The organism is Nocardia brasiliensis (genome assembly GCF_042691675.1).
In the GTDB taxonomy this organism is placed as follows: domain Bacteria; phylum Actinomycetota; class Actinomycetes; order Mycobacteriales; family Mycobacteriaceae; genus Nocardia; species Nocardia brasiliensis_D.
Genome location: NZ_CP170507.1, coordinates 3,094,925 through 3,120,653, shown reverse-complemented (window position 1 = coordinate 3,120,653; position 25,729 = coordinate 3,094,925). Strand labels below are relative to the sequence as shown.

29 protein-coding genes are annotated in these 25,729 nt (G+C 67.1%); 19 read left to right on the top strand and 10 right to left on the bottom strand.

The genetic code is table 11. The features are described from left to right. Positions 1-71: 71 nt before the first annotated feature. Entirely contained in the window at positions 72-614 is a 543-nt protein-coding gene (locus ACFK0J_RS14585; RefSeq protein ID WP_378740385.1) for a DUF4142 domain-containing protein, read from the top strand. Positions 615-656: 42 nt separating this feature from the next. Here ACFK0J_RS14585 and ACFK0J_RS14580 read toward each other — a convergent pair whose 3' ends face one another. From ACFK0J_RS14580 to ACFK0J_RS14570, 3 genes are read right to left on the bottom strand one after another with little or no spacing between them, the layout of a single operon-like run. Then, entirely contained in the window at positions 657-1,568 is a 912-nt protein-coding gene (locus ACFK0J_RS14580; RefSeq protein WP_378740383.1) for a metal ABC transporter permease, read from the bottom strand. Next, positions 1,565-2,323 carry a metal ABC transporter ATP-binding protein gene (locus ACFK0J_RS14575; RefSeq protein WP_378740381.1) on the bottom strand — a complete coding sequence of 253 codons (759 nt, stop codon included), beginning with the start codon at positions 2,321-2,323 and terminating at the stop codon, positions 1,565-1,567. Before ACFK0J_RS14575 ends, ACFK0J_RS14580 begins: the two co-directional genes overlap by 4 nt. Further along, entirely contained in the window at positions 2,320-3,264 is a 945-nt protein-coding gene (locus ACFK0J_RS14570; protein ID WP_378740378.1) for a metal ABC transporter substrate-binding protein, read from the bottom strand. Before ACFK0J_RS14570 ends, ACFK0J_RS14575 begins: the two co-directional genes overlap by 4 nt. A 193-nt stretch (positions 3,265-3,457) precedes the next feature. Here ACFK0J_RS14570 and ACFK0J_RS14565 point away from each other — a divergent pair, with 193 nt between their 5' ends. Continuing rightward, positions 3,458-3,748: a hypothetical protein gene (locus ACFK0J_RS14565; protein ID WP_378740375.1), complete on the top strand. Its 291-nt coding sequence runs from the start codon at positions 3,458-3,460 to the stop codon at positions 3,746-3,748. A 326-nt stretch (positions 3,749-4,074) separates the two neighbouring features. Here ACFK0J_RS14565 and ACFK0J_RS14560 read toward each other — a convergent pair whose 3' ends face one another. After that, complete coding sequence (locus ACFK0J_RS14560; RefSeq protein WP_378740372.1) at positions 4,075-4,545, bottom strand: DIP1984 family protein; 471 nt, start codon at positions 4,543-4,545, stop codon at positions 4,075-4,077. A gap of 161 nt (positions 4,546-4,706) precedes the next feature. On the opposite strand from ACFK0J_RS14560, the gene ACFK0J_RS14555 reads away from it, so the two are divergent. Together ACFK0J_RS14555 and ACFK0J_RS14550 are read left to right on the top strand one after the other, a co-directional pair. Then, positions 4,707-5,003: an ArsR/SmtB family transcription factor gene (locus ACFK0J_RS14555; RefSeq protein ID WP_378740370.1), complete on the top strand. Its 297-nt coding sequence runs from the start codon at positions 4,707-4,709 to the stop codon at positions 5,001-5,003. Then, positions 5,003-5,389 carry a VOC family protein gene (locus ACFK0J_RS14550; RefSeq protein ID WP_378742841.1) on the top strand — a complete coding sequence of 129 codons (387 nt, stop codon included), beginning with the start codon at positions 5,003-5,005 and terminating at the stop codon, positions 5,387-5,389. The genes ACFK0J_RS14555 and ACFK0J_RS14550 overlap by 1 nt, the downstream gene beginning before the upstream one ends. A 15-nt stretch (positions 5,390-5,404) precedes the next feature. On the opposite strand, the gene ACFK0J_RS14545 is transcribed toward ACFK0J_RS14550, so the two are convergent. Then, on the bottom strand, positions 5,405-5,746 hold the full coding sequence (locus ACFK0J_RS14545; RefSeq protein WP_378740368.1) for a hypothetical protein: 342 nt from the start codon (positions 5,744-5,746) through the stop codon (positions 5,405-5,407). Between the two features lie 100 nt (positions 5,747-5,846). Between ACFK0J_RS14545 and ACFK0J_RS14540 the strand changes: the two genes are divergently transcribed. The 3 genes from ACFK0J_RS14540 to merB all read left to right on the top strand — a co-directional run bounded on the left by ACFK0J_RS14540 (position 5,847) and on the right by merB (position 7,553). Then, a complete protein-coding gene (locus ACFK0J_RS14540) occupies positions 5,847-6,110 on the top strand; it encodes an ATP-grasp domain-containing protein (protein ID WP_378740365.1) in 264 nt (87 codons plus the stop codon). Positions 6,111-6,210: 100 nt separating this feature from the next. Further along, entirely contained in the window at positions 6,211-6,615 is a 405-nt protein-coding gene (locus tag ACFK0J_RS14535; RefSeq protein WP_378740363.1) for a MerR family transcriptional regulator, read from the top strand. After that, complete coding sequence (gene merB, locus ACFK0J_RS14530; RefSeq protein ID WP_378740361.1) at positions 6,612-7,553, top strand: organomercurial lyase MerB; 942 nt, start codon at positions 6,612-6,614, stop codon at positions 7,551-7,553. Before ACFK0J_RS14535 ends, merB begins: the two co-directional genes overlap by 4 nt. Before the next feature lie 66 nt (positions 7,554-7,619). On the opposite strand, the gene ACFK0J_RS14525 is transcribed toward merB, so the two are convergent. Continuing rightward, entirely contained in the window at positions 7,620-8,558 is a 939-nt protein-coding gene (locus ACFK0J_RS14525; protein WP_378740359.1) for a helix-turn-helix domain-containing protein, read from the bottom strand. Positions 8,559-8,772: 214 nt separating this feature from the next. Between ACFK0J_RS14525 and ACFK0J_RS14520 the strand changes: the two genes are divergently transcribed. Genes ACFK0J_RS14520 through ACFK0J_RS14490 form a run of 7 tightly spaced genes read left to right on the top strand, consistent with a single transcriptional unit; the run spans position 8,773 to position 16,642 of the window. Beyond that, the gene (locus ACFK0J_RS14520) at positions 8,773-11,112 is read left to right on the top strand and encodes a bifunctional salicylyl-CoA 5-hydroxylase/oxidoreductase (protein ID WP_378740357.1); all 2,340 of its coding nucleotides are present in this window, start codon (positions 8,773-8,775) and stop codon (positions 11,110-11,112) included. 5 nt (positions 11,113-11,117) lie between these two features. Further along, positions 11,118-11,903 (top strand): SDR family NAD(P)-dependent oxidoreductase, encoded by a 786-nt coding sequence (locus tag ACFK0J_RS14515; protein WP_378740355.1) that lies wholly within the window; start codon positions 11,118-11,120, stop codon positions 11,901-11,903. 1 nt (position 11,904) lies between these two features. Then, positions 11,905-12,516, top strand: a complete 612-nt coding sequence (locus ACFK0J_RS14510) for a MarR family winged helix-turn-helix transcriptional regulator (protein WP_378740352.1) — start codon at positions 11,905-11,907, stop codon at positions 12,514-12,516. Then, on the top strand, positions 12,513-13,364 hold the full coding sequence (locus tag ACFK0J_RS14505) for an enoyl-CoA hydratase family protein (protein WP_378740349.1): 852 nt from the start codon (positions 12,513-12,515) through the stop codon (positions 13,362-13,364). The genes ACFK0J_RS14510 and ACFK0J_RS14505 overlap by 4 nt, the downstream gene beginning before the upstream one ends. 5 nt (positions 13,365-13,369) lie before the next feature. Beyond that, on the top strand, positions 13,370-14,545 hold the full coding sequence (locus ACFK0J_RS14500; RefSeq protein ID WP_378740347.1) for an acyl-CoA dehydrogenase family protein: 1,176 nt from the start codon (positions 13,370-13,372) through the stop codon (positions 14,543-14,545). Positions 14,546-14,579: 34 nt separating this feature from the next. Further along, on the top strand, positions 14,580-16,223 hold the full coding sequence (locus ACFK0J_RS14495; protein ID WP_378740345.1) for an AMP-binding protein: 1,644 nt from the start codon (positions 14,580-14,582) through the stop codon (positions 16,221-16,223). Next, on the top strand, positions 16,220-16,642 hold the full coding sequence (locus tag ACFK0J_RS14490; RefSeq protein ID WP_378740342.1) for a RidA family protein: 423 nt from the start codon (positions 16,220-16,222) through the stop codon (positions 16,640-16,642). Before ACFK0J_RS14495 ends, ACFK0J_RS14490 begins: the two co-directional genes overlap by 4 nt. 61 nt (positions 16,643-16,703) lie before the next feature. Here the strand turns inward: ACFK0J_RS14490 and ACFK0J_RS14485 are convergent, their stop codons facing one another. Continuing rightward, positions 16,704-18,122 (bottom strand): hypothetical protein, encoded by a 1,419-nt coding sequence (locus ACFK0J_RS14485; RefSeq protein WP_378740340.1) that lies wholly within the window; start codon positions 18,120-18,122, stop codon positions 16,704-16,706. Positions 18,123-18,312: 190 nt separating this feature from the next. On the opposite strand from ACFK0J_RS14485, the gene ACFK0J_RS14480 reads away from it, so the two are divergent. Beyond that, positions 18,313-18,810: a MarR family winged helix-turn-helix transcriptional regulator gene (locus tag ACFK0J_RS14480; protein ID WP_378740338.1), complete on the top strand. Its 498-nt coding sequence runs from the start codon at positions 18,313-18,315 to the stop codon at positions 18,808-18,810. A gap of 12 nt (positions 18,811-18,822) precedes the next feature. Here ACFK0J_RS14480 and ACFK0J_RS14475 read toward each other — a convergent pair whose 3' ends face one another. Next, positions 18,823-19,425, bottom strand: a complete 603-nt coding sequence (locus tag ACFK0J_RS14475) for a DUF6506 family protein (protein ID WP_378740336.1) — start codon at positions 19,423-19,425, stop codon at positions 18,823-18,825. A gap of 127 nt (positions 19,426-19,552) precedes the next feature. Between ACFK0J_RS14475 and ACFK0J_RS14470 the strand changes: the two genes are divergently transcribed. Beyond that, positions 19,553-20,461: a LysR family transcriptional regulator gene (locus tag ACFK0J_RS14470; RefSeq protein WP_378740334.1), complete on the top strand. Its 909-nt coding sequence runs from the start codon at positions 19,553-19,555 to the stop codon at positions 20,459-20,461. Between the two features lie 114 nt (positions 20,462-20,575). Beyond that, positions 20,576-21,130: a cysteine dioxygenase gene (locus ACFK0J_RS14465; protein ID WP_378740331.1), complete on the top strand. Its 555-nt coding sequence runs from the start codon at positions 20,576-20,578 to the stop codon at positions 21,128-21,130. Between the two features lie 164 nt (positions 21,131-21,294). Here ACFK0J_RS14465 and ACFK0J_RS14460 read toward each other — a convergent pair whose 3' ends face one another. Together ACFK0J_RS14460 and ACFK0J_RS14455 are read right to left on the bottom strand one after the other, a co-directional pair. Next, positions 21,295-23,208: a Xaa-Pro dipeptidyl-peptidase gene (locus ACFK0J_RS14460; protein ID WP_378740329.1), complete on the bottom strand. Its 1,914-nt coding sequence runs from the start codon at positions 23,206-23,208 to the stop codon at positions 21,295-21,297. 117 nt (positions 23,209-23,325) lie between these two features. After that, positions 23,326-24,285: a M64 family metallopeptidase gene (locus ACFK0J_RS14455; RefSeq protein WP_218476564.1), complete on the bottom strand. Its 960-nt coding sequence runs from the start codon at positions 24,283-24,285 to the stop codon at positions 23,326-23,328. 215 nt (positions 24,286-24,500) lie between these two features. On the opposite strand from ACFK0J_RS14455, the gene ACFK0J_RS14450 reads away from it, so the two are divergent. Together ACFK0J_RS14450 and ACFK0J_RS14445 are read left to right on the top strand one after the other, a co-directional pair. Then, positions 24,501-25,133, top strand: coding sequence for a hypothetical protein (locus ACFK0J_RS14450; RefSeq protein WP_378740325.1), 633 nt, complete (start codon positions 24,501-24,503; stop codon positions 25,131-25,133). Positions 25,134-25,290: 157 nt separating this feature from the next. Next, the gene (locus ACFK0J_RS14445) at positions 25,291-25,728 is read left to right on the top strand and encodes a Fur family transcriptional regulator (protein WP_378740323.1); all 438 of its coding nucleotides are present in this window, start codon (positions 25,291-25,293) and stop codon (positions 25,726-25,728) included. The last annotated feature ends 1 nt before the right edge of the window (position 25,729 follow it).

Below are 25,729 nucleotides of genomic sequence, written 5' to 3'. Positions count from 1 at the left end.
AATTCAATCGGTTGCGTACAACGCGCGGGAATGGGCATACGGACCGAAAGTCCCGACGACAGGAGAACGAAATGCGATCACTACACCGGCTGTTGGTGGCAGCGGCCTCGGCTGTCGCGCTCGGCTTCGGTACCAGCGGAATCGGCACGGCAGAGCCGGTCGGTACGGCAGAGCCGGTCGCGCTCCCGACACAGGACAGCACCTATCTGGTGGTCTCACACCAGGCACATCTGACCGAGATGCTGGCAGGTACCCGTGCCGCGGCAATGGGCACCTGTCCGCAGGTGCGCCAGATCGGCGCGATGCTGGTGACCGATCACGCTCGCCTGGACGCGATGGGCGCCGCGGTCGCCATTCCGAACGGGGTCATGTTGCCGCTGGCGCCGAATCAAGACCAGACCCAGCAACTGTTGAACACCGGCATGAAGATGGGCCGCGATTTCGACCTGTCCTGGCTGCGCATGCAGGAAGGGTTCCACATCCAGTCGCTGCAAGCCGGCGCCCGGCAAATGCAGTTCGGCTCCAACGAACAGGTGACCGTGCTGGCCCGGAGCGCCAAGCCGATCGTCGAACACCACCTGATGATGGTCCGCGACGCACTCACCCGCTGCTGACCCTCGACTCGGCGTCAGCGCCGACGCCGAGTCGCCCGATAGCTATGTCGCCGCGACAGGTCGAGCCACCGTCTCCTTGCCGACCTCCCGACGATCGATCCGACGCCGTCGGGCAGCGAGAATGCGGCGACCGATAATTCCGTGCCGTGGCGCGAAAAGATAGACCAGGGTGAACGCCACACCCTGCGTCACCACGACCATTCCGCCCGACGCCGTGTCCAGGTGATAGCTCAGATACAGCCCCGTCACCGCGCACGACACCGAGACGGCGGGCGCGATGACCAGCATGCGACCGAAGCGGTCGGTGAGCAGGTACGCGGTCGCGCCCGGAATGATCAACATCGCGACGACCAGGACCACGCCGACCGCTTGCAACGCCACCACCGCGGTCAGTGCCAGCAGGCCGAGTAAAGCGGTGCCGAGCAACCGCGGGTTGAGACCGATGGCGTGCGCGTGGATGGGATCGAAGGCATACAGGGTGAAGTCGCGGCGCTTGAGCCCGAGCGCGGCGAGGATGATCACCGCCAGGATCATGATCTGGATCATTTCACCGCGGCTGATGCCGAGCAGGTTCCCGAACACGATGTGGTTGAGATCGGTCTGGCTCGGCGTCACCGACACCAGCACCAGCCCGAACGCGAACAACGTGGTGAACACGATGCCGATCGCGGCATCCTCCTTGATTCGGCTGGTATCTCGGATCACGCCGATCAGTCCGACCGCGAGAAATCCGAAGACCACCGCGCCCACCGCGAACGGCCACCCGAGAATGTAGGCCAGCACCACGCCGGGCAGCACCGCGTGTGACACGGCATCACCCATCAGCGACCAGCCGATGAGCACCAGCCAGCAGGACAGCACCGCGCAGACGGCGGCGGCGGTCACGGTGGTCGCCAGCGCGCGCACCATGAACTCGTAACCCAGTGGGTCGATGAAGAATTCGGTGAAGCTCATTCGTCGCACGCTCGATCCGGTGCCGGTCGGTTCATGACATCCAAGCCGAAGGCCCTGGCCAGATTCTCCGGCCGCAGTACTACTTCGGGGTCACCGTGCTCGAGCACACTGCGCATCAGCAGCACCGCTTCGTCGGCCAGGTTGGGCAGGGAGTGCAGGTCGTGGGTGGACACCAGGATCGTCGCACCGGCGGCGGCGAGCTCACCGAGCAGCGTGGTGATGGTCGCTTCCGTACGCTTGTCGACACCGGCGAACGGCTCGTCCAGCAGCAGGATCGTCGCGCCCTGCGCGATACCGCGCGCGACGAACGCTCGCTTCTTCTGTCCGCCGGACAACTGCCCGATCTGACGGTCGGCCAGCTCGGTCAATTCCACCCGCTCCAGCGCCGTAGCGACCGCCGCACGATCGGCCCGGCGCGGGCGACGGGTGAAACCCATCTGCCCGTACCGCCCGGCCATCACGATGTCGCGGACCGACAGCGGGAAACTCCAGTCGACGTCCTCGGCCTGCGGTACATAGCCGAGCAGTCCGGCGCGCCGCGCCGCCGCGGGCGGTCCGCCGTTGATGAGCACCGTACCCCGGTCCGGTTTCACCAGGCCCATCATGGTTTTGAGCAGGGTCGACTTGCCCGATCCGTTCATTCCGATCAGACCGCAGATCCGCCCGGCCTTCAACGTCAGCTCGACGCGATCCAACGCGAGCACGTCGCCGTAATGGACAGTGACGTCCTGGATTTCGACCGCGGGCGCGTTCATGGTCGGGCACCGGTCAGTGCGGAGCCGATCGTCTTCGCGTCGTGCCGGATCAGCGCGAGATAGCTGGGCACCGGGCCGTCGGCCGCCGAGAGGGAATCGACATAGAGCACACCGCCGAACGCGGCACCGGTGGCTTCCACCACCCGCTGCATCGGCGCGTCGGACACCGTGGATTCGCAGAACACGGCGGGCACCTTGCGCTGCCTGACGAAGTCGATCGCGGAGGCGATCTGCTGCGGGGTCGCCTGTTGTTCGGCGTTGACCGCCCAGATGTACTTCTCGGTCAGCCCGGTGTCGCGGGCCAGGTAGGAGAACGCGCCTTCACAGGTCACCAGGGCGCGCTCGTTGACCGGCAACGCTTCGAGTGTCCGGACCAGCTCGGCGTGCACCTTGCCGAGTTCGGCCTTGTACGCCGCGCCGTTGGCCTGGAAATCCGTCGCGTGATCGGGGTCGAGTTCGCCGAACGCGCGGACCATGTTGTCGACGTAGATCTGCACGTTCAGCGGCGACATCCACGCGTGCGGATTCACCTTGCCCGCGTAGGCGTCCTCGCCGATGCTCATCGGTTCGACACCCGCGCTGACCACCACGTGCGGCACTTTCACATCGGCGACGAACTGGGCGAACCACGCCTCCAGGTTCATCCCGTTGTCCAAGATCAGATCGGCTTTCGCCGCCTTCTTGATGTCGCCGGGCGTCGGCTCGTAGCCGTGGATCTCCGCGCCGACCTTGGTGATCGACTCCACGGTCAGATGCTCACCGGCCACATTCTTCGCGATATCGGCCAACACGGTGAACGTGGTCAACACCACCGGCTTGCCCGCCCGCTCGGTATCGCCGCCGCCGCAAGCTGTCAGCGCAAAAGCCAAGGCGCCCACAATGATTGCCACGAGAAATCGGTGTGCGGATGGAACGGACGAACGGTGGAGCCAAACCCTCATACACGGAGATGATAATCTTCGGGTCACCTAACTTACAAGTTCGATAATGTGAAACAGTGCCTGTCGGTACTCCCAGCCGACTCACAGCTCCTTGCCCAGTCGCAGCCCAGCTTGCCGTCTTACGGTCTGGACCGACTGCACCGCAGTCGATGCACGCGAGTGCAATTCCGAACGACGGCAAGGAGATTCACACATGCTGAAGTCGAGGACACAGTTGCTGGGCGCCACCCTGTGCGGCGCCGCGTTAGTAGGCGCGGCCCTGGCCGGCGCGGGCACCGCGGCGGCCGATCCGGGGCCCGGGGAGAAGGTGATCATCATCAACGGCGAACAGCGTCACGACATCGACCGCGTGATCCTGCGCGAGGACCTGTCTCGCGATCTGCCCGGCTACACCCTGCCCGCCGGTAGTCCCGGCGTGCTGGTCTTGAAGAACGGCGAAGTGCAGCCCGTCCCCGAGGGTGCGGTGCTCGAGAAGAACCGGTAACCGATGAAAGAGGAGCGCTCGACCGTTCGAGCGCTCCTCCCTTTCGTCGACCTGCTCGCGGCGATCGCCGACCGCGAAGCCTGCTGGGCGCTGATCGCCGAAAGTAGAGGTGGAGTGCCCCTTACCCGCCCTCGTCGTCACGAATCTGCACCTGGTGGTGTGCTGTGTGCTGTACCCGGTCACTTGTACGCAATGCTGGGCTGCGATGTGAAATGGGGAATCGAACCCCCCGCACTGCCCATCGTGCGCCGAGAAGGTGCCGATTGCCCGTCGGCCCAGCGGGTTGTGCACGCCTCCGCAACGACTACCTGCTCCACCTCTTCGGGTCAGTCCAGCAGATCGACCTCCCAGTTGGCGCGTTGGATTCGCACGTCGAGTTCGCGCAGTTCCCTGGCGAGCTCATCGGCCTGCCCACGCAGCTCGGCGACCGGCAAGGCGGACAGCATCTTCAGCTCGGACCGCAGCTGACGCGTGTACCCGGACTGGTTCTGGCCCGCGGCCGCATCCGCCGCGGCGGTGAGCACGGAGTGCCGCAGCCGCAACGCATCTCGGCGAGCCAGCGCATCCGTCAGCGTGCCGCCCGCGTCGATTCGCGCGGCGGCATTGGTGCGGTTGATCCGCCGGATCAGCGTTTCGTATTCACCGAGTACCGCACCGGCCTCGACGAGCAGAGCGGTCGCGTCCTCGGCGGGCTCCTCGCCTTCCTGATAGCGGGCACTGCTCACGATCCGAGCGCGCAACTGCTCGATCCGGCGTACCGAATCCGCGCGCAACGACAACGCCTCTGCCAGCTTCAAACCCCTGCCCTCCCATATCGACCGCGATGGTCGAGTATGCGTCATCTCCCGGGGCCGAGTCACGCGAATTAAACCTGATCTCGTACTTCGTAGCAGCACGACGAACAAGTCCATGCGCCCTTCCCTTGACAGGCAAGTAGAGACTTGCCTATTGTTGGGCTGTGGACGCAGACCCCGACCTGTTCAAGGCGATCGGCGACGCGACCCGACGCATCATCCTGGACGAGCTGACCGACAAGGACGGCCAGACGCTCTTCGAGATCTGCGGCCGCCTGACCATGAAGCACGGCCTTGCCTCCTCGCGCCAAGCCATCTCGCAGCACCTCGCGGTCCTCGAACAGGCCGGTCTGGTGCGTACCCGGCGGCAGGGCCGCTACAAGTTCCACCACATCGACACGAGCCCGCTGCGCTCCATCGTCGAGCGGTGGCCCATCGACCGAGAGGAACCGAACCCGTGATCCGCATCAACATCACCAGCGTCTTCGTCGACGACCAGGCCAAAGCGCTTGCCTTCTACACCGAGAAGCTGGGGTTCATCAAGAAGACCGACGTGCCCACCGGCGCGGCCCGCTGGCTCACCGTGGTCTCCCCGGCCGACCCCGACGGCGTCGAGTTGCTGCTGGAGCCGGACGGCCACCCGGCGGCCGGCCCGTTCAAGAAGGCCCTCGCTGCCGACGGCATCCCGTTCACCCAGTTCGCCGTGGACGACGTGTACGCCGAGGTTGAGCGGCTCGAGGGACTCGGTGTCGAGTTCACCCAGGACGCGACCGACATGGGGCCGGTGGTCACCGCCGTGCTCGACGACACCTGCGGCAACCTGATCCAACTCGCCACCATGAAGTAGTCGCCCTGAGCACTGTTACCCGTTACGCCTACGCAGATCACGAACGGTCACCGAGATCACCGATCGAGCCAGTGCACGGAGATCATCGGGAATGAGCCGCGGTTCCACCGCACCCTCGAAGCCTTCCAGGATCGCACCATCCGGCCAGCGCACTTCGTAGCGATACCAGCACCGGAAATCGGTGGGATCATAAGGAAGTTCGAGTTCCAGCCGCACCGCCATCTCGATCAACGCCGCCGCCACCTGCGCCGCACCACCAGAATTGGTCACCTGCCACCACAGCGGACTGAAGCGATCCGCCTCGGAAATCTCGACCAGGTACGTCAGCAGCTTGCCCCTATCGCTGAACTCGCTCACCCCTCAACCCTGCCAGACCGAACTGGACACCCGAACCAAAACCCGTGCGCGCGGGCCGGTTTGAGGATGATCCCCTCGTCCGCGTACTCGGCGTTGGCAGATGCGCTCGCCGCTGCTGGTCGGCGCGCATCCCGACACGCCGGGCGAGCGTCCGGCGCCGCCGTGGGATCGCGCCGCCGCGTGCGTCGCGCAACTGGGTGCCCGCTTGGTGACCACGGATCTCGCGTTGCGCGAGGACAATGTCCGGCGGGTGGTGGAAGTCGGTGACGGCCAGGTATCCGACCTGCCCTCGAGCATTGGGCCGGAGCTGATCGTCGAAGCGCTGCTCGACACCCCGGACCGGTCGACGGGCACCCCGAACTGACTCGTCCCCGATAGTCGCTCCTGCCGTACTGATCTCGGCCGAACACGGCCAGAACCTCGCGCTTGACCTTGTACCGGGGTACCGGGTCGAGAATGTGCGTATGCGAAGCGGTGAACTGGCAAGCCGCGCCGGGGTGAACGCGCAGACGCTGCGGTACTACGAGCGCCGTGGACTGCTCGCGGAGCCGCCGCGCGCACCGTCGGGGTATCGGGAGTATCCCGCCGACGCCGTGACCGTCGTCAGGTTCGTCAAGCGAGCCCAGGAGCTCGGATTCACGCTCGACGAGATCACGGATCTGCTGCATCTCGCCGACGGCGGCCTCGGCGATTGCGACGCGGCCCGGCAACTGGCCGAAGCGCGAATAGCACTGCTGGCCAACCGGATCAGCGACCTGCAACGCATGCTGCGGTCGCTGTCGGAGTTGGCCGCTACCTGCGAACGTCCCCGCCGCGACCGACACTGCCCGATCCTCGAATCCCTCCACGACGAAGGTGCCCGACAATGAAGCTGGAGATCTTGCAGATCCCGGACTGCCCCAACGTTCCCGTGCTCGAACGACGAATTCAGCAAGCAGCACAAGAACTTTCGATGCCTGTCGAGTTCACCCATCGGGTGATCGATGACCCGGCAGAAGCAGCCGCCGCCGGAATGACCGGCTCCCCTACCCTGCTCATCGATGGCCGAGACCCATTCCCGGCGCGCGACCGGAGCGGAAGTCTGTCGTGCCGGTTGCATCCGTCCGACGACGGCGGGTTCGAGGGGGCGCCATCGGTCGCCGCCTTGCACGCGGTCCTCGGCTCGCTGGCCACCCCCTTCACCGCCCAGATCATCGACACATTGTTCGCCGACGACACACCGACCAGCACCACCCTCCTGCGCACCGCGATACGGCTGCTCGCGCTCGGCGCACCCATCACCGTCGAACAACTCGCCGCGGCCGCGGGCGTGGACCCCACCGAGTTGGCGGCCGCACCCGCCGCCGCCGACATCGAATACGACGAGAACCATCGCATCACCGGATGGGGACTGACACTCAACGAGACACCGCACCGGCTCACCGTCGACGGCCGACTGCTCTACGCCTGGTGCGCCGCCGACACGCTGCTCTTCCCGGCGATTCTCGATCGGTCCGCTGCCGTCGAATCTCCCTGTGCGGCAACCGGAACCACCATCCGTCTGACAGTCCACCCCGAGACAGGAGTCACCGATCTACACCCCGCCGCCGCGGTCATATCGCTGCCCGGCCCCGACGAACTGGACCGCACCAAGGTCCGCACCACCACGTGCAACCCCGGCCGCTACTTCGCCGATGCCAGCGCCGCGACTACCTGGCAAGCTCAGCACCCCACCGGCCTCGTGCTCACCGTGGCCGACGCTTACCGCCAGCTCCAACCGATCGCTGAACGCGTGCTCACCGCAACCAGCACGCCCGACGGCCGCTGACGTCGGCTTGCCACCGGCGAATACCTAGCGGGAGGCGAGAACTCGCGCGTCCGGCGACCAGACCGATTACAGCTCCTTGGCAGCGGCGATCAGCAACTCGCGCGACCGGTCCGGCGGCTCGGCCTGCACGGCCAGTTGGTCCATCACTTCGCGGTACAGATGAACGTCCTCCGGACGGTCCAGATAGAGCGCACTGGTCAGTTGCTCCAGATAGATGATGTCGGGAAGTTCGCGCTCGGCGAACCGGAGCATCGTGAACGAGCTGCCCGCCGCCGCATGACCACCGGCCCGGTACGGCAGCACCTGGATGGTCACACTGCGCTTGTTCGTCATCTCCACCAGGTGCTCGATCTGCGCGCGCAGCACCTTCCGGCCGCCGATCGGCCGATGCAGCACGGCCTCGTCCAGCACCGCCCACAGCGCGGGCCCGCCCTGCACATCCAGGATCTCCTGGCGCTTACCGCGCAGCTCCACGCGCCGTGCCGCCTGGGCGTCGAACTCCTGGCGCATGGTGCGCTGTTCTGTTCGCCGCGCCGCCTCGGCGTTCTCGTGGCCGACCGCGACCACCGCGCGGGTGTAGTCCTCGATTTGCAGCAAGCCCGGAACCAACTGGCCCTCAAACGTTCTGATCGTCTGCGCGGCGCCCTCCAGGCCGATATACGTCTCGAACCATTGCGGCAGCAGGTCGTTGTACCGATGCCACCATCCGGGTTCATTGGCCTTGCGGGCCAGCCCGAGGAACATTTCGCGCTGATCCGGCTCGGTGACGCCGTACAGGCTCAGCAGATCCGCGATGTCGCGTTCCTTGAAGCCGGTCCGGCCGAGTTCGAGCCGACTGATCTTGGCGTGTGAGCCACGGATGTGCTCACCGGCGGCTTCACGGGTGATGCCGCATTGTTCGCGCAGTTTGCGCAATTGACCGCCGACGGCGATCCGCAGCGCTGTCGGACCGCGTTCGGCGACACGTGAGTCGACGACGCCGATCCGGACCGGTTCTGCGACCATGAGCTGCTACTCCGATGCTTGAAGACCCTCGGCGGGGCCTTGTCCGTTCCTGGGCGAACCACACCGCGTCTATCACGATGGTATCGCTCAATTGCGCCAGATCAATCGAACTTTCACCTAACCATGGATCACTTGGCCGGAGTCCGGCAAAAGTGCTTTATATCTAAAGCTTTAGGGATAAAGTACTTCCAACGCGACTCCCTGAGGAGAGCACATGAAGATCGTGTGCATCGGCGGCGGACCCGCCGGACTGTACTTCGGGTTGCTGATGAAGCAACTCAACACCGAACACGATGTCACCGTGGTCGAGCGCAACCGCCCCTACGACACCTTCGGCTGGGGTGTCGTCTTCTCCGACGCGACGATGGAGACCATGCGCGCGTGGGATCGCCCCACCGCGGACCGGATCCAGACGGCCTTCAATCACTGGGACGACATCGAGCTGCGGTTCAAGGGCCGCGTCCTGCGCTCCGGCGGACACGGCTTCGTCGGCATCGGCCGCAAGAAACTGCTGAACATCCTGCAGGCACGGTGCGAGGAGGTCGGGGTAACGCTCGAGTTCGACCGTGAGGTCCACTCCGACACCGAATTTTCCGATGCGGACCTGATCGTCGCCGCCGACGGCATCTCCTCCAAGATCCGCGGCAGGCACCAAGGCGTCTTCGCACCTGACATCGTGCAGCGCCCGAACCGCTACATCTGGCTGGGCACCGAAAAGCTCTACGACGCTTTCACTTTCGACTTCGTCCGGACCGAGCACGGCTGGATTCAGGCACACATCTACAAGTTCGACGAGAACACCAGCACCTTCATCGTCGAGTGCCCGGAACACGCGTGGCTGGCGCACGGACTCGACAAGGCCGGACCGGACGAGTCGGTGGCGTTCTGCGAAGAGTTGTTCGCCGACAATCTGCAGGGCGAGAAACTGATGACGAACTCCCGCCACCGCCCGGAGTCCCCGTGGCTGAACTTCCAACGGGTCACATGCGAGCGCTGGTGGCTGCACAACGGCAACAGCCACGTCGTGCTGATGGGCGACGCCGTGCACACCGCGCACTTCGCCATCGGCTCGGGCACCAAGCTGGCGCTCGAGGACGCCATCGAGCTGGTGCGCCAATTCGGCGAGCACGGTGACTCCCCCTCGGCACTGCCCGCGGTGCTCACCCATTACCAGGAAGCCCGGTCGATCGACGTGCTGCGGTTACAAAACGCCGCATGGAATGCCATGGAGTGGTTCGAGGTCTGCGGCGAACGCTATTGCGACCAACTCGAACCCGAGCAGTTCATGTACTCGATGCTCACCCGCAGCCAGCGCATCAGTCACGAGAATCTGCGTTTGCGTGACAAGGGCTGGCTGGAGGACTACGAGCGCTGGTTCGACGCGCGAGCCGGGGTGGCCCGATCCGCCGACGAGCCGTCCGTCCCCCCGATGTTCACGCCATACACGACGCGTTCGGTGACGCTGAAGAATCGGGTCGTCGTCTCACCGATGGCCCAATATTCGGCCGTCGACGGAGTTCCCGGCGATTTCCACCTGGTACACCTCGGCGCGCGTGCGGTGGGCGGCGCCGGACTGGTGTTCGCCGAGATGACCTGCGTGAGTCCGACGGGCCGGATCACCCCCGGTTGCCCAGGCCTGTACACCGACGAACAGCGGCAGGCATGGCAGCGCATCGCCGACTGGGTGCACGACAACTCCGACGCGAAGATCGGCATGCAGCTCGGCCACTCCGGGGCCAAGGGCTCCACCCGGCGCATGTGGGACGGCATCGACCAACCGCTCACCCCGGCGGACGACGAACCGAACTGGCCGTTGATCTCGGCCTCGCCGCAGCAGTACCTGCCGGGGGTGAGCCAGTGGTCGCGGGCGATGACCCGGGCCGACATGGACGAGGTGACCGCGCAGTTCGCCGCGGCCACCCGTCGGGCGGCCCAGGCAGGCTTCGACTGGCTGGAATTGCATTGCGCGCACGGCTATCTGCTGTCGAGTTTCATCTCACCGCTGACCAACCGGCGCACCGACGCCTACGGCGGGTCACTGCCGAACCGGCTGCGCTATCCACTGGAGGTGTTCGCGGCGGTGCGCGCCGAGTGGCCCGCCGAACTGCCTATGTCGGTGCGGATTTCGGCACACGACTGGGCCGAGGGTGGCATCACCCCGGCCGACGCCGTGGAGATCGCGCAATGGTTCAAACAGGCGGGTGCCGATCTGATCGACTGTTCCTCGGGCCAGGTGACCAAGCAGGAAAGCCCGATCTTCGGGCGAATGTGGCAGACCCCGTTCGCCGACCGGGTGCGCCAGGAGGCGGGAATCGCCACGATCGCCGTCGGGGCGATCTCCGAGGCCGACCACGTGAACAGCATCGTGGCCGCCGGGCGAGCCGACCTGTGCGCGATCGCCCGCCCGCATCTGGCGAACCCGGCCTGGACGCTCACCGAGGCGGCCAAGATCGGCTACACCGAACTCACCTGGCCCAAGCAATACCGCGCCGCCAAGCGGCAATTCGAGGCGAACATCCAACGCGAGCAAGCCGCCGCGGCGGCGAAAGGCTGACCGGCATGCCCGAGGTCGACACCACACTGGCCGGTCGGCACGCCCTGGTCACCGGCGGCTCACGCGGCATCGGCGCCGCCATCGCCGACCGTCTCGCGCGCGCGGGCGCTCGCCTCACCCTGGTGGCGCGCGACCTGGATCGCGCCACCGAAACCGTTGCGCGACTGCCGAAGTCGGCACAGGCGCACGCCGTCGCCTGCGATGTCACCGACCCGGCGGCCGTCGCGACCGCGTTCGTCTGCGCGCACCAGCGCCACGGCGCGGTCGACATCCTGATCAACAACGCCGGGCAAGCGGCGAGCGCGCCATTGCAACGCACCAGTGACGATCTGTGGCATCGCATGCTGGCTGTCAATCTCACCGGCACGTTCCTGTGTAGCCGGAGCGCGGTGACCGACATGCTCGCGACGGGCCACGGCCGAGTGATCAACATCGCCAGCACGGCAGGCCTGCGCGGTTACCCCTACGTCACCGCCTACACCGCGGCCAAGCACGGCGTGATCGGGTTGACCCGTGCCCTGGCACTGGAACTCGCGGGCACGCCGATCACGGTGAACGCGGTCTGTCCCGGCTTCACCGACACCGACCTGTTGCAGGAGAGCGTGGCACACGTGATCGACACGACCGGCCGTAGCGCCGACGAAGCGCGGGCGGCCTTCATCCGGCACAACCCGCAGGGGCGGCTGATCGAGCCTGCGGAAGTCGCGGCCACCGTCGCCTGGCTCTGCTCGGCTGCGGCCGCTTCGCTGACCGGCCAAGCGATTTCGCTCAGCGGCGGGGAGGTGATGTGAGGTGAACACCCGCCGCCCGGACACCGGACGCGTGCTCGGCGACGAGCGCATCGGCATGGAGGCCCGCACCGTATCCGGCGATCACCTCGACGTACGGCTGTGGCTGCGACTGCTGGCCACTACCAACGAGATAGAGCAGGAGATCCGCACCCGGCTGCGAGTACGCTTCGCGACCACCCTGCCCCGCTTCGACTATCTGGCCCAGCTCGACCGGCACCACGACGGCCTCCGGATGAGCGCGCTGTCGCGCTACCTGATGGTGACCGGCGGCAATGTCACAGGCTTGACCGATCAGCTGGTTGCCGAGGGCTGGGTCGATCGGATCCCGGACCCGGTCGACAAACGCGCGACACTGGTGCGGCTGACCGAGCTCGGCCGCGCCCGGTTCGACGAGATGGCCGCCGAACACGAGCGGTGGCTCACCGAAATATTCGCCGGTTTCGGCCGCACCGACGAGCAGGCGCTGTTCGATCTGCTCGGCAGGCTCCGCGTCCACCTCGCCGGAACGGCGGACCGATCCGCCGGAACAGCAGACCATCTCGGCGGAACTGATTACACCGCCGCCCAAGACGGCAAGAACGCTCGCTCATCGACACATCGGGGACGCTCATGACCCAGGATCTGGATCCCGCGCTACGCGCGGCCAACCGCACGACGCTCGCCGACTACGCGAGCACGCACTTCCGCTGGCACGTCCACCAGGGCGTCGGCACGATCGTGCTCGATCGCCCGCAGCGCAAGAATCCGCTGACCTTCGACTCCTACGCCGAGCTGCGAGATCTGTTCCGCCGCTTGGCCTATGCCGACGACGTCACCGTCGTCGTCCTGCACGGCGCGGGCGACAACTTCTGCTCCGGTGGCGACGTGCACGACATCATCGGCCCGCTGATCGCGCTGCGGGCACCGGACCTGTTGCTGTTCACCCGGATGACCGGTGATCTCGTCAAGGCGATGCGGGCGTGCCCGCAACCGATCGTGGCCGCCGTCGACGGGGCCTGCGCGGGCGCCGGTGCGATCCTCGCGATGGCGTCCGATCTGCGCGTCGGCACTGCCCGCAGCAAGACGGCGTTCTTGTTCACCCGGGTCGGCCTCGCCGGGTGCGATATGGGCGCCTGCGCGATCTTGCCGCGCATCATCGGGCAGGGCCGCGCGTCGGAGTTGCTGTACACCGGTCGCGCGATGACCGGCGACGAGGCGTTCGCGTGGGGGTTCTTCAACCAGCTGGCCGAACCGGAGCAGCTGCTCGACGCCGCCGGACAGCTGGCGCGCCAGTTGGCCGAGGGCCCGACCTTCGCGCAAGGGATCACCAAAACCATGCTGCACCAGGAGTGGTCGATGTCCGTGGACCAAGCCATCGAGGCGGAGGCGCAGGCCCAAGCGCTGTGCATGCTCACCGAGGACTTCGCGCGCGCCTATCACGCGTTCGTCGCCAAGCAACGTCCCGAGTTCGAAGGGAACTAGCCGCCATGTCCAGCGATCACTGGGACTGGCCCTTCTTCGACGACGCGCACCGCAAACTCGCTGCGTCGCTGGATGTTTGGGCCGCCGATCACTTGCACCACGACACCGGCGTCGATATCGACGACCGCTGTCGTCGCTTGGTCCGCGCGCTCGGTGACGCGGGCTGGCTGCGGCACACCGTCGCGGGCACCACATTCGGCGGCAGCCACGACCGAATCGACACCCGCGCACTGTGTCTCGCCCGCGAAATCCTGGCCCGGCACGACGCGCTGGCGGACTTCGCGTTCGCGATGCAGGGGCTCGGCTCCGGTGCGATCAGCCTGGCGGGCACCGACGAGCAGAAGCGCCGGTACCTGCCGCGGGTGGCCACCGGTGCGGCGATCGCGGCGTTCGCACTCTCGGAAACCGACGCGGGCTCCGATGCCGCCGCGCTGTCCTGTGCCGCGCGCGCCGACGGCGACGGATTCGTCATCGACGGCGAGAAGACCTGGATCTCCAACGGCGGCATCGCCGACTTCTACGTGGTGTTCGCCCGCACCGGGGAAGCCGAAGGCGCACGGGGCGTTTCAGCCTTTATCGTCGACGCGGACACCCCAGGCCTGCACATCGCCGAACGCATCGAGGTGATCGCCCCGCACCCGCTCGCCCGGCTGTCCTTCGAAGGCTGCCGGGTGCCCGCGACGCGGCGGCTCGGCAGCGCGGGCGGGGGATTCGCGATCGCGATGCGCACACTCGACGTTTTCCGTACCTCGGTAGCGGCCGCCGCCGTCGGCTTCGCCCGCCGGGCCATGGCGGAGGCACTGGCCAGGGCCACCTCGCGGCACATGTTCGGCGGGGTGCTCGCCGACTTCCAGCTGACCCGTGCCGAACTCGCCCAGATGGCGACAACGATCGACGCCTCGGCCCTGCTCACCTACCGCGCGGCCTGGCAGCGCGATCAAGGACGACCCGTCACCCGCGAGGCCGCCATGGCCAAGATGGCCGCGACCGAAGGCGCCCAGCGGGTCATCGACGCGGCCGTCCAGATGTGGGGCGCGCTCGGGGTGGTCCGCGACCGCCCGGTCGAGCGGCTGTATCGCGACATCCGGGCGCTGCGCATCTACGAGGGCGCCACCGAAGTGCAGCAACTGATCATCGCCCGCGAGCTCCTGCGTGACGCTGCTCGCGATACGGCGTCGTGACTTCCGATCTCCTTCTCCCCCACAAGGTTCCACCATGACAAGCGCGCACATCGATACCTTCGCCCGCGACAACCTGCCCCCGCCCGAGCAGTGGCCCGACCTCGTCTTCGACCGGCCGGAACTGCGTTTCCCGGCCCAACTCAATTGCGCCGGTGAACTACTCGACGGCCAGCTGAGCAACGGCAACGGCGACCGCCCATGCGTACGCGCGCCCGGCGGACCGCAGTGGACCTATGCCGACCTGTACGAGCGGGCCAACCGGATCGCGGCGGTGCTGGTGCACGAGATGGGGCTGGTGCCAGGCAACCGGGTGCTGCTCGACGCTCCGAACAACCCCATGCTCGCGGCGTGCTGGTTCGCGGTGATGAAGGTAGGCGGCATCGCCGTGACGGCCATGCCGATGCTGCGCGTCAAGGAACTCACCCAGATCGTCGACAAGGCGCGAATCACGCACGCACTGTGCGACATAGCCGTGGCCGGGCAGCTCGAGCAGGTGGTCGCGGCCTGCCCAACCCTGGACCGGGTCCGCTACTTCCACAGCGAGGCCGACGACGGCCTCGAAGCGCTGATGACGCGCCAGAGCGGCCGGTTCGAGACGGTGGCCACCGCCGCCGACGATGTCTGCCTCATTGCCTTCACCTCCGGCACCACCGGCGTGCCGAAGGCGACCGCGCACTTCCATCGCGATGTCATGGCGATCTGCCACTGCTTCCCGCGGCACATCCTGCGGCCGCGGCCCGATGACGTGTTCATCGGCAGCCCGCCACTGGCTTTCACCTTCGGCCTCGGCGGGCTGCTGCTGTTCCCCATGGCGGTCGGCGCCTCGGCGGTGCTGCTCGAACAGGCCAGCCCGGCGCTGCTGCTCGAGGCGATCAAAAACTACGGTGCGACAGTGCTTTTCACCGCTCCCACCTCTTACCGGATGCTCGCCCGGCACGGCGCCGAACTTCGCGGCACCGCGCTGCGCAAATGCGTGTCGGCCGGGGAACCGCTGCCACCGACCACGCGCACCCGATGGCGCGAGGCCACCGGCATCGAGCTGATCGATGGCATCGGCGCCACCGAAATGCTGCACATCTTCATCTCCGCCGACGAAGAGCACGCCCGGCCCGGCGCGACGGGCCTGCCGGTACCCGGGTACGAGGCGCGCGTCGTGGATGAGAACGGGCAACCGCTGCCGCCCGGTGCGGTCGGCCTGCTCGCGGTGCGTGGGCCGACCGGCTGCCGCTACCTCGCCGATGAGCGGCAGACCGTTTATGTGCGCGATGGCTGGAACTACACCGGCGACGCCTATTCGGTCGACACCGACGGCTACTTCCACTATCAGGCACGTTCCGACGACATGATCGTGTCCGCCGGCTACAACATCGCCGCGCCCGAAGTCGAGGACGCCCTCGCCGGACACGCCGCCGTCGCCGATTGCGCCGTGATCGGTGTGCCCGACGAAGACCGCGGTCAGATCGTCAAGGCGTACGTTGTGCTGCGGCCGGAGTTCGAGGCAACCGACAGGATGGTCGAGGAATTGCAGGATTTCGTGAAACAGACAGTGGCGCCGTACAAGTATCCGCGGGCCATCGCCTTCGTCGACGCGCTACCGCGCACCCCGACCGGCAAGCTACAGCGGTTCCGGCTGCGCGAATCCGATGCGGGGCAAGGCGATTCGGCGGCGACACCATGAGGGTGCTACAGCCGCCGGGATGGCCGCGCCCACGCGGCTACGCGAATGGCGTCGCCGCGCGCGGCGAACTGGTGTTCGTGGCGGGCATGGTGGGCTGGGACGCCGACGGCGTCTTCCGGTCCCACGACATCGCGGGCCAGGTACGCCGAGCACTGCACAATATCGTGGCGGTGCTCGCCGAAGCAGGCGCCGAGCCCGCGCACATCGTGCGAATGACCTGGTATGTCACCGATGTCGATGCGTACGTGCGCGCGTATCCGGAAATCGGGGTGGCCTTCCGCGAGATCATCGGCGGCTTCCACGCCGCGATGACCGCCGTGGAGGTAAGCCGCCTCGTCGAAACGGAGGCCAAGATCGAGATCGAGGTCACCGCCGTGATCCCGGACCCGCCGGACACCGGCGGCGCGCCCGCTGGCTGATCGTTTCGCCTCCCCCGTCGAAGTCGAACGACCGACGATGCCAGCGGGCGTGCGAGTTGGCCTATCGGCTAGCGGGGCCTATCGGTGACTTCATCATCCCGGTGTCGAAGATGTCGTTGGCGATGGCGAGTCCCAGGGGTAGACCACCGATTTCGATCGGCCTCGGCGCGAAATCGTATTCCCAGTGGACGCCCAGCCAGACCCGGCTGCGCCCGTTCTCGACGATCATCTGCCAGAGTCCCTCGGGGAAGCTGCGGACGTGCCGCGGCCGCACGGTGCCGGAGTTGTCCCTGGTGATGCCGTTCAATTCGTCGGAGACAAAGGTGAGGCCCGCTGCCAGCGAGTCCGGATTCATGTCGTCATCCGCGATGCCGTAGAACCGCCGCGCGATGTGGAACGCGGCCGCACCGAATGTCGCGTGCCCGGACGGATAGGCGGGAAAGTTCGGCGTGAAGTTCCGGTTGGTCGAATTCGAAGCGGGCGCGCCCAGGGGCAGCCAGTCGATCTGGCAATCGGTAGTGATGTCATTGGCGGCGTCGTCGGCGGCCGGTCCCATCGACAGGTCGTGTTCCCGGATACCAACCACGGGTCGCCACAGGTCGTGGACGTATTTCTGCTCCCAAGCGAGAATTCCCGCGTCCGCCATCGCGACGTTGATCAGCGCGAACAGCCGCGCGTTCTCCTGGGTCGAGTTGTTGCGGTCTTCGGCGACCCTACGCACGATCTGGTTGTAGAGACGCGGTGGTGTACCGATGCCGTTCGCCCCGTCGTAAGCCCAGAACAGGCCGATCAGCGTTCGCTCCTCGGTACGGCGCCGACGGTCGGGCGGCAGGCTGTCGATGACGAACTGGGGCACACTGCCCAGCAGTTCCGGCGCGATTCCGGTGACCCGAACGGTGCGTAGCACTTCGAGATACGCGTCGTTGCCCACGGGCGGCGGTCTGTTCTCATGCCGTTCCGTCGCCGAGAACAGCTTGGATCGTGCCCCGTAGAACGGGCCGTGGAAGCCCTGATCGGGATTGAACGGGTCCGGCCGATGCCGGTAGCGCCCGAGCGAAGGACGGTAACCGGCGTCGCCCACGCCCGGGTCGCCCGCACGGTCGGCCAGGATTCGCTCGGCCACCAGCCTGCCGAACGCCAATCCTTCCTCGACTCCGGGACCGCTCAGTCCCGCGTCGGCCAGCGCTTTGTCGAACGCCGCCGTCTGACTCGGGAACAACGCGGTCAGCGTCAGGTGCGCCGCGCCCGCTACCGCGGCATCCGCGTTCGCCCCCGGCGGCGCGGGCGGCAGATCCGGCAAGTACGGACCGTATTGCGCGCTGTCACCCAGCACGCCGATATACCCGTCGTACATCCCCAGGTGCACGATCCCGAGCGCTCGGGCACTGAGCGGCGGCCCGGTCTGTTCGCCGGCGCCGTTGCTGTGGCTGACCCGGTTCGCTTCCAGCGCGACACCATTCCAATACAAGATCGAATCCATGGTTTCCCCCTCCCATCGAGGCCCATTGAGGCTCATACCAGTTCAGCATGAGGCCAGGTCAGGGCATAGCCCGAAATGGTCGGGGCATCGTGCGGTTCGCTATCGAGTTGTCGGTGCGAAGCTGATCGGCGCCGCGGCGGCCGCCCAGCCGGTGGGCGGGCGCACCGGCCGAAGCGGCTACTGTCGGGCTGTGCCAGAGGATTCCATCGACCGGATGGTCGACGAGTGGGCCGCGCGGGACCCGCGGCTCGACGTCAGCGCCCTACAGGTCGTCGGCCGCCTCTTCCGGTGTGCCGCGCACGGACAGCGAGTCATCGTGGCCGCGCTCCAGCAACTCGGTCTGAGCTATGGCGACTTCGATGTACTGAACACCTTGCGGCGGCGCAACGACCCCGACGGCACGAACCCACGCGACCTCGCGCGGACCGCCCTGATCACGTCGGGTGCGATGACCACCCGGCTGGACCGGCTCGAACGAACGGGACTGATCGAGCGACGGCCGGACCCAAAGGACCGCCGGGCCGTGCACATCCATCTCACCCCCGCCGGTGAAGAGATCGCGGCTGAGGCACTCGACGCCGTGCTCGCCGCCGACGAGGCCTTTCTGGAGCCGCTCAGCCCGAAGCAACGCGACGCGCTGGCGGCTTCCCTCAAAGTCCTGCTGTTGCACAGCGAAGCAGACGGCTAGCCGCTTCGGAACTCAGTGCGCCGCATCGAATTCGGCCTTGAAAGCGGCGGCGCGTTCGATCGAATCGACCGGCCAACTCACCAGACTCACCGCGACCCGGTCGCCCACCGCCGCCCGCACGTCCCGCGCCGCGAGCAGGGACGCGCCACCGCAGATCTCGATCAGCTCGGCGCCCTGGTCGGCCAGTTCGCGCGCGACCGCGGCGGCAGCGGCGGAATCCGGTGCCGCGACCGCCGTGGTGCGCCCGCCGCCAGCGTGCGCTCGGGTAACCCGGTGCACCGTCGGATCCGCACTGGGGTGACCCACGAAAATGGTTGCGGAGTCGCGAATGGGCCGGGCGGTAGCGGTGCCGAACCCGAAACCCGCCACGCCGACCGCGGCCCTACCATCGACCGCGTCGATGACCTGCGCGGCCGATTCGAGGTCGAAGCCGCGGTACAGCTCCATCAGCCGCACCCCGCGGGCGACCTCTTCGGCGGCCACCTTGGCGGCGGCGGCCCCGTCCGGTACCCAGACCAGCAGCGACTCGCTCTCGCCGAAGTTCTGGACCACCCGGTCCTCGTCCGGGTTCGCGCCGGGCTCCAGGAACAGGAACAACTCGACGATCTCGCTCATCTCGATCTCCTCCATTTAGCTTGTCATCAAACTACTTGATACCAAGCTTAACCGGGGGCGGTTCGGGGATATTCCCACCGGGGAGCGACTTGCTATGGGAGGCAAAAGAAATGCTTATCCTGAACCGATGTTCGACTCGCGGTACGTTCGGGTTTTCGATGAGGTCGTGCGGACCGGTTCGTTCGCCGCGGCGGCCCGCAACCTCGGCTACACCCAGCCCGCGATCAGCCAGCAGATGAAGGCACTCGAACGTTCCGTCGGCACACCGCTGTTCATGCGGGTGGGCAGGCGGCTGCGGCTGACCGATGCGGGCGAGGTGCTCGCACGGCACGCTTCCAGCATCCTCGGCGCTATCTCCGCGGCACAGCAGCAGATGACGGCCATCACGCGCTTGAAGTCCGGCCGCGTCCGGGTCTACGCGTTCCCCAGTGCCAGCGCGACGCTCATCCCGACGGCCGTGGCATCGATCAAGTCCCGACATCCCGGCATCCGGATCGAGTTGATCGACGCGGAGCCACCGGACTCGGTGGAGGCGCTGCGCCGCGGGGACTGCGACATCACGCTGGCCTTCACCTACGACGCGCCGAGCGAACAGCCGGAAGCCGATGACCTGTACACGATTTCACTGCTCGACGACCCGTTGATCGTGCTGCTGCCGAAGGGGCATCCGCTGGCCAGGCGCCGGTCGGTCGAGCTCGCGCAGCTCGCCGAGGAGCGGTGGATCGCCGGATGTGTGCGCTGCCGTAGCCATTTCATCGAGTCCTGCGCGACCGCCGGTTTCGAACCGCACATCGATTTCACCACCGACGACAATCTCGCCGTGCAGAGCCTGGTGGCCGCGGGCACCGGCATCGCGGTGATGCCGAGCATGGTCCGATCGTTCATCAGCCACCCCAAGGTCGTCAGTCGGCCTGTGCTGCCCGCTGATTCACGGACGGTGGCCGCGTACACGCTGTCCGGCCACCAGAAGATTCCGGTCACCCGGCTGATGATGGAGGCACTCCGGCTCGCCGCCGACAAGATGCGCGGTGAGTGAAATCTATTGCGGCACGCCCGGTTCGACCCATAAGCGATTCTTGGGTAACGGCAACATTGTCTGAATAGACCGCAGTGCTGGACCAGTCGCATGCTGGTCGGTATGAGCGGAAACATGTCCATCAGTACCGCCGCACCCACCACCCAGGCCCTGGACGATCTCGTCTGCGCGGTGCGGGAAGTCGTCCGGCTCGAACGCCCGCCCGCCGAGTCCGCGCGCCTCGTCGCCGACCGGCTCGAAGGCTTTCTGGCGCAGCCGGACCTGCTGCCCGACGAATACCGCGAGGGCGACCCGGATCGGTATCGCCAGCACCTTGTGCACACCGAAAGCGACGGAAGCTTTTCGGTGGTCGCGCTGGTGTGGCAGCCGGGGCAGGCGACACCGATCCACGACCACGTGGCCTGGTGCGTGGCCGGGGTGTACGAGGGCGCCGAGACCGAACGCCGCTACGAGTTGCGCGGCGCGGGCCCCGACGCCCGGCTCGTCGTGGCGGCCGACGCGATCAACCACGCCGGAACCGCCTGCGGTTTCGCCCCGCCCGGCGACATCCACCTGGTCCGCAACACCGGCGCCACCCCCGTGCTCTCGATCCACATATACGGCGCCCACATCGGCAAACTCGGGACCAGCGTGCGCCGCGAATACCAACTCCCCATCGCGGAGAACTGAGCCCCGCACGTCGTCCTCGAGCTCCCCTTCCGCGCCGCCCCATCGCGCGCATGCAGGCAACCCTGATGGCAATCCCGTCCGCTTGAAACCCGCGGCGGCCCAACCGGACCACAGTTGGACCCGGTCGCACCCGACGGCATCGGGTGCGACCGGGCCGATTGTGCCTAGCCGATCGCGGCAGTGAGGGCTGCTTGGCCGCCGACCACGGGGAAGGTGACCTTGGTGGTGCCGAGGTTCACCGAGAAGCCGGGCCCGGGCTTGGGCCGAAGGGTGTACTCGTTGTCGCTGGACAACACCACCACGCCCAGCTTGTGTCCGCGCATCAGCACGTAGTCGTGCGGTTGCATGGACAGATTCACCGTGTACTCCTTACCCGGGGTGATCGGCTCGGTGTCGCTTTCCGAGCCGCGGTTCTGCGGGTCCACCCAGCCCCTGGTGACTATCCGGGAGCTGCCGTCCGGAGCCCGATCCACCAGCAGCGCGGTGACATTGGCCGCCGGACGTTTGAAGGACATCTGGAAGGTGACCCCGACCGTGCCACTGACCCGCAGGGGCGTCGTGGCGGCCTTGGAGAAATAGGCCAGCCGGTTCGGCGAGTTCGGCGCGGCGACGAGGGCGGAGGCGAGTTTGGTCGCATCGTCGTCGAGGGACTCGGTGACGAGTTCGGCGCCACCCGTGGCGAGTCCGCCGATGGCCCTGCCGCCAGGCTTGAACACCGCGGTCGCGGCGGCGGTGCCGGGGGCGGGCCAGTCGGCCTCGTTCACCCAGGACTTGTTCTCCCGCTGGATGGTTGCCTTGGGCTCCCGGTCGATCCCGTTGTTCTTGCCGAGCAGGTACTTGCTGAACCAGCGGTTGACGGTGCGCAACCACTCGTCCCTGCGCAGGCTGATCGGGTCGGTGTGGCCGGACTGGTGCAGCCAGATCTTGTGCGGCACACCGGCTTTCTTGATCGCCTCATACCACTGGGCGACATGCTTGGTCTTGACGTTGAAGTCGTTGAGACCGTGCACGGCCAGCACGGCGGCCCGCACCTTGCCGACATCGTTGAGGTAGTTGCGCTCGTTCCAGAAGGCGCTGTAGTCGCCGGTGACCCGGTCCTGGTCCCGCTCGAGCCCGGCGATGACGGGCTGGCAGATCTGCCGATCAGCCCTGGTGTAGACGTACTTGGCGAGTACGTCGGTGTCCTCACCCTGGTAGGTGCCCGGTGCCACCACCGCGCCCGCCGCGCGGTAGTAGTCGTACCAATTGCTGATGGCGGCGATGGGCACGATGGCCTCCAGGCCGGGCACGCCGGTGGCGGCGACAGCGTTGGGCAGGGTCCCGTTGTAGGACACGCCCATCATGCCGACTTTGCCGCTGGCCCAATCGGCCACGACGGCTTTGCCTTGCCCGTCGCGGGCCTTGGCCCGGCCGTTGAGCCAGTCGATGGGTGCCCGCGCGCCGATGGTCTCGTTGCGCCCGCCCGAGGTCGGGCAGCCGGTGGACTTACCGGTGCCCAGCGACTCGCCGTACATCACGGCGTAGCCGCGGGCCAGGAAGAATTCCTCGTACTGCCAGCTGATCCGGCCTTCGGAGACGGTAATGCCCGCCGCCTTCAGATCCTCGGCAACCCGCGCGCGCAGCGGTCCGGGCGCTTTGGCCATCCGCGCGTCGGGGCCGTCGGGCACGTAGAGCTCGACGTCCACATTGTGGTTGGGCACCTCGTTGCCGCCGGCGTAGTACGGACTCGCCTGGTACACCACCGGCAGCTTGCCGGTGGCTCCGGCCGGGCGGACGACCTGGACGTGCACCTCGTCATCCTTGCGGTCCCCGTCGCTGTCGATCGGCGCGCGCACCCAGAGGTCCTGGCGGATGGGCGCGGCCGGGTTGAACGTCGGCTGAGCCTCGCCGCTCGTGGCGTCCGGTTCGACCGTCGGGTCCGCCAGCGCGGGCGCGCCGGACAGCAGCAGCGCCGCGGCCACGGCCAACAGCGCGAGTCGGGGTAGTCGCCGCATGATCAGCACCGTCCGGCTGGCGGCAGCCCAGCGCACGCGGGTGCGCCGCCGGTCGCGCCTGCGGTGTTGTCGACTGGATGCCATAATCTTCTCCTTGTCACCCCTCAGCACGAGACGCTCCCGTGTGAGACTCGAAATACTTACTGGCTCAAGGGAATTGCCCGGGCGCCCCGCCGATTCGGCCGGGCGCCCGGTGCTGGGTCAGTGCTGGGTCGGCGGGCTCTTCCGCTCGATCGCGGCCTTCATCGCGTCCAGCCCGATCAGGTTGAACTCACGGCCGAGCGACCGCATCAACGAGTTCTGCGTCGGCCGGTACACCCCGCGCTTGTGGTAGACCGCGCCCTCGTAGGTGCCGACCACACCACCGTCGGGAGACTGCTTGCCCAGGTACTGGTACCACTTGGTCCGGTTCTGCTGCATCTGCGCGCTGGTGTAGGTCGACGCGTTGACCTCGCGTGGCTCGCGCCCGGTATAGCGGTCGTTGGGATAGTCGTACTCGTCGGCCAGCCCGGCCATCGAGTGCCCGAGCTCGTGCAGCACGATTTGTCCGGCCGCGGCATTCCCACCGGACGAGGTCGCGACCCGGCCGCCCGCGCCGCCGTACTTCGTGGTGTTGGCCAGCGCGATCACCTGGTCGGCCTCAGGAGCGAGCCGGGCGTACTGGATCGCCTTGGTCTCGTTGACACAGAGCAGGCGCTCGGTGCCACCGCACCAGAACGTCATGTCCAGGGCGGTGTTTCGGTACGTGCCGCGCGGATCGTTGTCCACACCGGACTGCTGGGACACCACGTTGACGGCCCAGACGTTGAACGAGTTCTTGTACGACTTGAACGGTTCGACCTGAACGATCTCGTTCCACCGGTTGACCGCGTGGTCTTTGTAGGTGCCGAGTTGACTCGACGTGTACCCGTCACCGACGAACACCAGATCGAACCGTTGGCTGGACGGCCCGGTCTGCTGGATCGGCACGACATCGGCCTGTAGGGCGGATCGCGGCGCGGGCGGTTGGTCGGGAACCGGAACGACAACGCGGCTGATGGTGCCGTCCGGCGAGAACACTTCTCGCTCTTCGGTCGGGGTGGCCGATCCGGTGGCCACGGAGAGTCCGGCGATCATCAACGCGCCGAACGTGATTGCGGACAGGCGTCGTAACAATGGCATGGCGAAGCTCCTGGAGTGGTTTCGCGAATTTGATCCGGACGGCGGCGATGTAGCGTGCCGCACTTCGATGTATCGAATTCATGACAAGTAGAACCCGACGCGGGCGGTCCGCTCGACTGGAGAACAACTGGGGAGGTGATGGACGTCCGGAGCCCGCGGCCACTCCCCTGGTCCTCGAAATGTGTACTGGGCGCGGGGAATTCCCGGCGCGGTTTTTGACCGAGCGACCGGGGAATTCCGATCGGGTGAAGATGTACGCCGATCGCGCCCCCGTCGCCGTCCGCCAACTGGTCACGGATCTGCTCGTGGTGGCGTGGGTGTACGCCGCCGTCCGGGTCGCCCTGTGGCTGCACGATCTGGTGCACAAACTCGCCGTTCCTGGGCAGAAACTGGAGGGCGCGGGCAATGGCATGGCCGACAATCTCGATTCCGTCGGCGACAAGGTGGGCCGGGTGCCGATGGTGGGCGACGAGCTGACCGCACCCTTCGAACGGACCGCCGCGGCCGCCCGGACGATCTCCGAGGCCGGACGCGATCAGCAGGACCTCATCGGCGACCTAGCCATGGCGCTCGCCATCGGTTCGTTGATCGTCCCGATCGGCCTCGTACTCTTCGTCTGGCTTCCGCTGCGCCTGCGCTGGATCCGCCGAGCCGCGGTAGCGGCCCGCCTCCGAACCGACCCGTCCGGCCAGGACCTCCTCGCGCTGCGCGCCCTCGCCAACCAACCCCTCCGCACTCTCAACCGTCTCGACCCGCACGCGGTAGACGCCTGGCGCCGCGGCGACAACACGACAATCCGCCGACTGGCCGCCCTGGAACTACACGGCCTCGGCCTCCACGGCGACTGACCACCCGGCCGACCCCGCACCGATCTGTCCCGAACTCCGCCCGCACCAACCGCTTTCGTGGTCTTCTTCCATCGAGCACGCAGTACCGGCAACCGGCTGGCGAGCAAAATATCCGAATCGGGCACCAAAAAGACTTGAATCGATCATACTTCTGAATGTGTCCAATATTTCGGAGCTCGAGCGCCTGTTGCGCGGCGCTGACCTGCGGGTGACGGCACCGCGGCTCGCGGTGCTCGCCGCCGTGCACGAGCATCCCCACTCCGATACGGACTCGATCCTCGGTCTCGTGCGCAAGACCCTCGGCACGGTGTCCCATCAGGCCGTATACGACGTGTTGCGGGCACTGACCGGTGCGGGTCTGCTCCGGCGCATCCAGCCGATGGGCACCGTGGCGCGATACGAAACACGCGTCGGAGACAACCACCACCACCTCGTCTGCCGCTCGTGCGGCGTCATCGTCGATGTCGAATGCGCCGGCGGCCGGGCACCCTGCCTGACCGCGGCCGACGACAACGGCTTCGTCCTCGATGAGGCGGAGGTCATCTACTGGGGCCTTTGCCCCGACTGCACGGCGCTACCCGCGCCACAACCGTGAA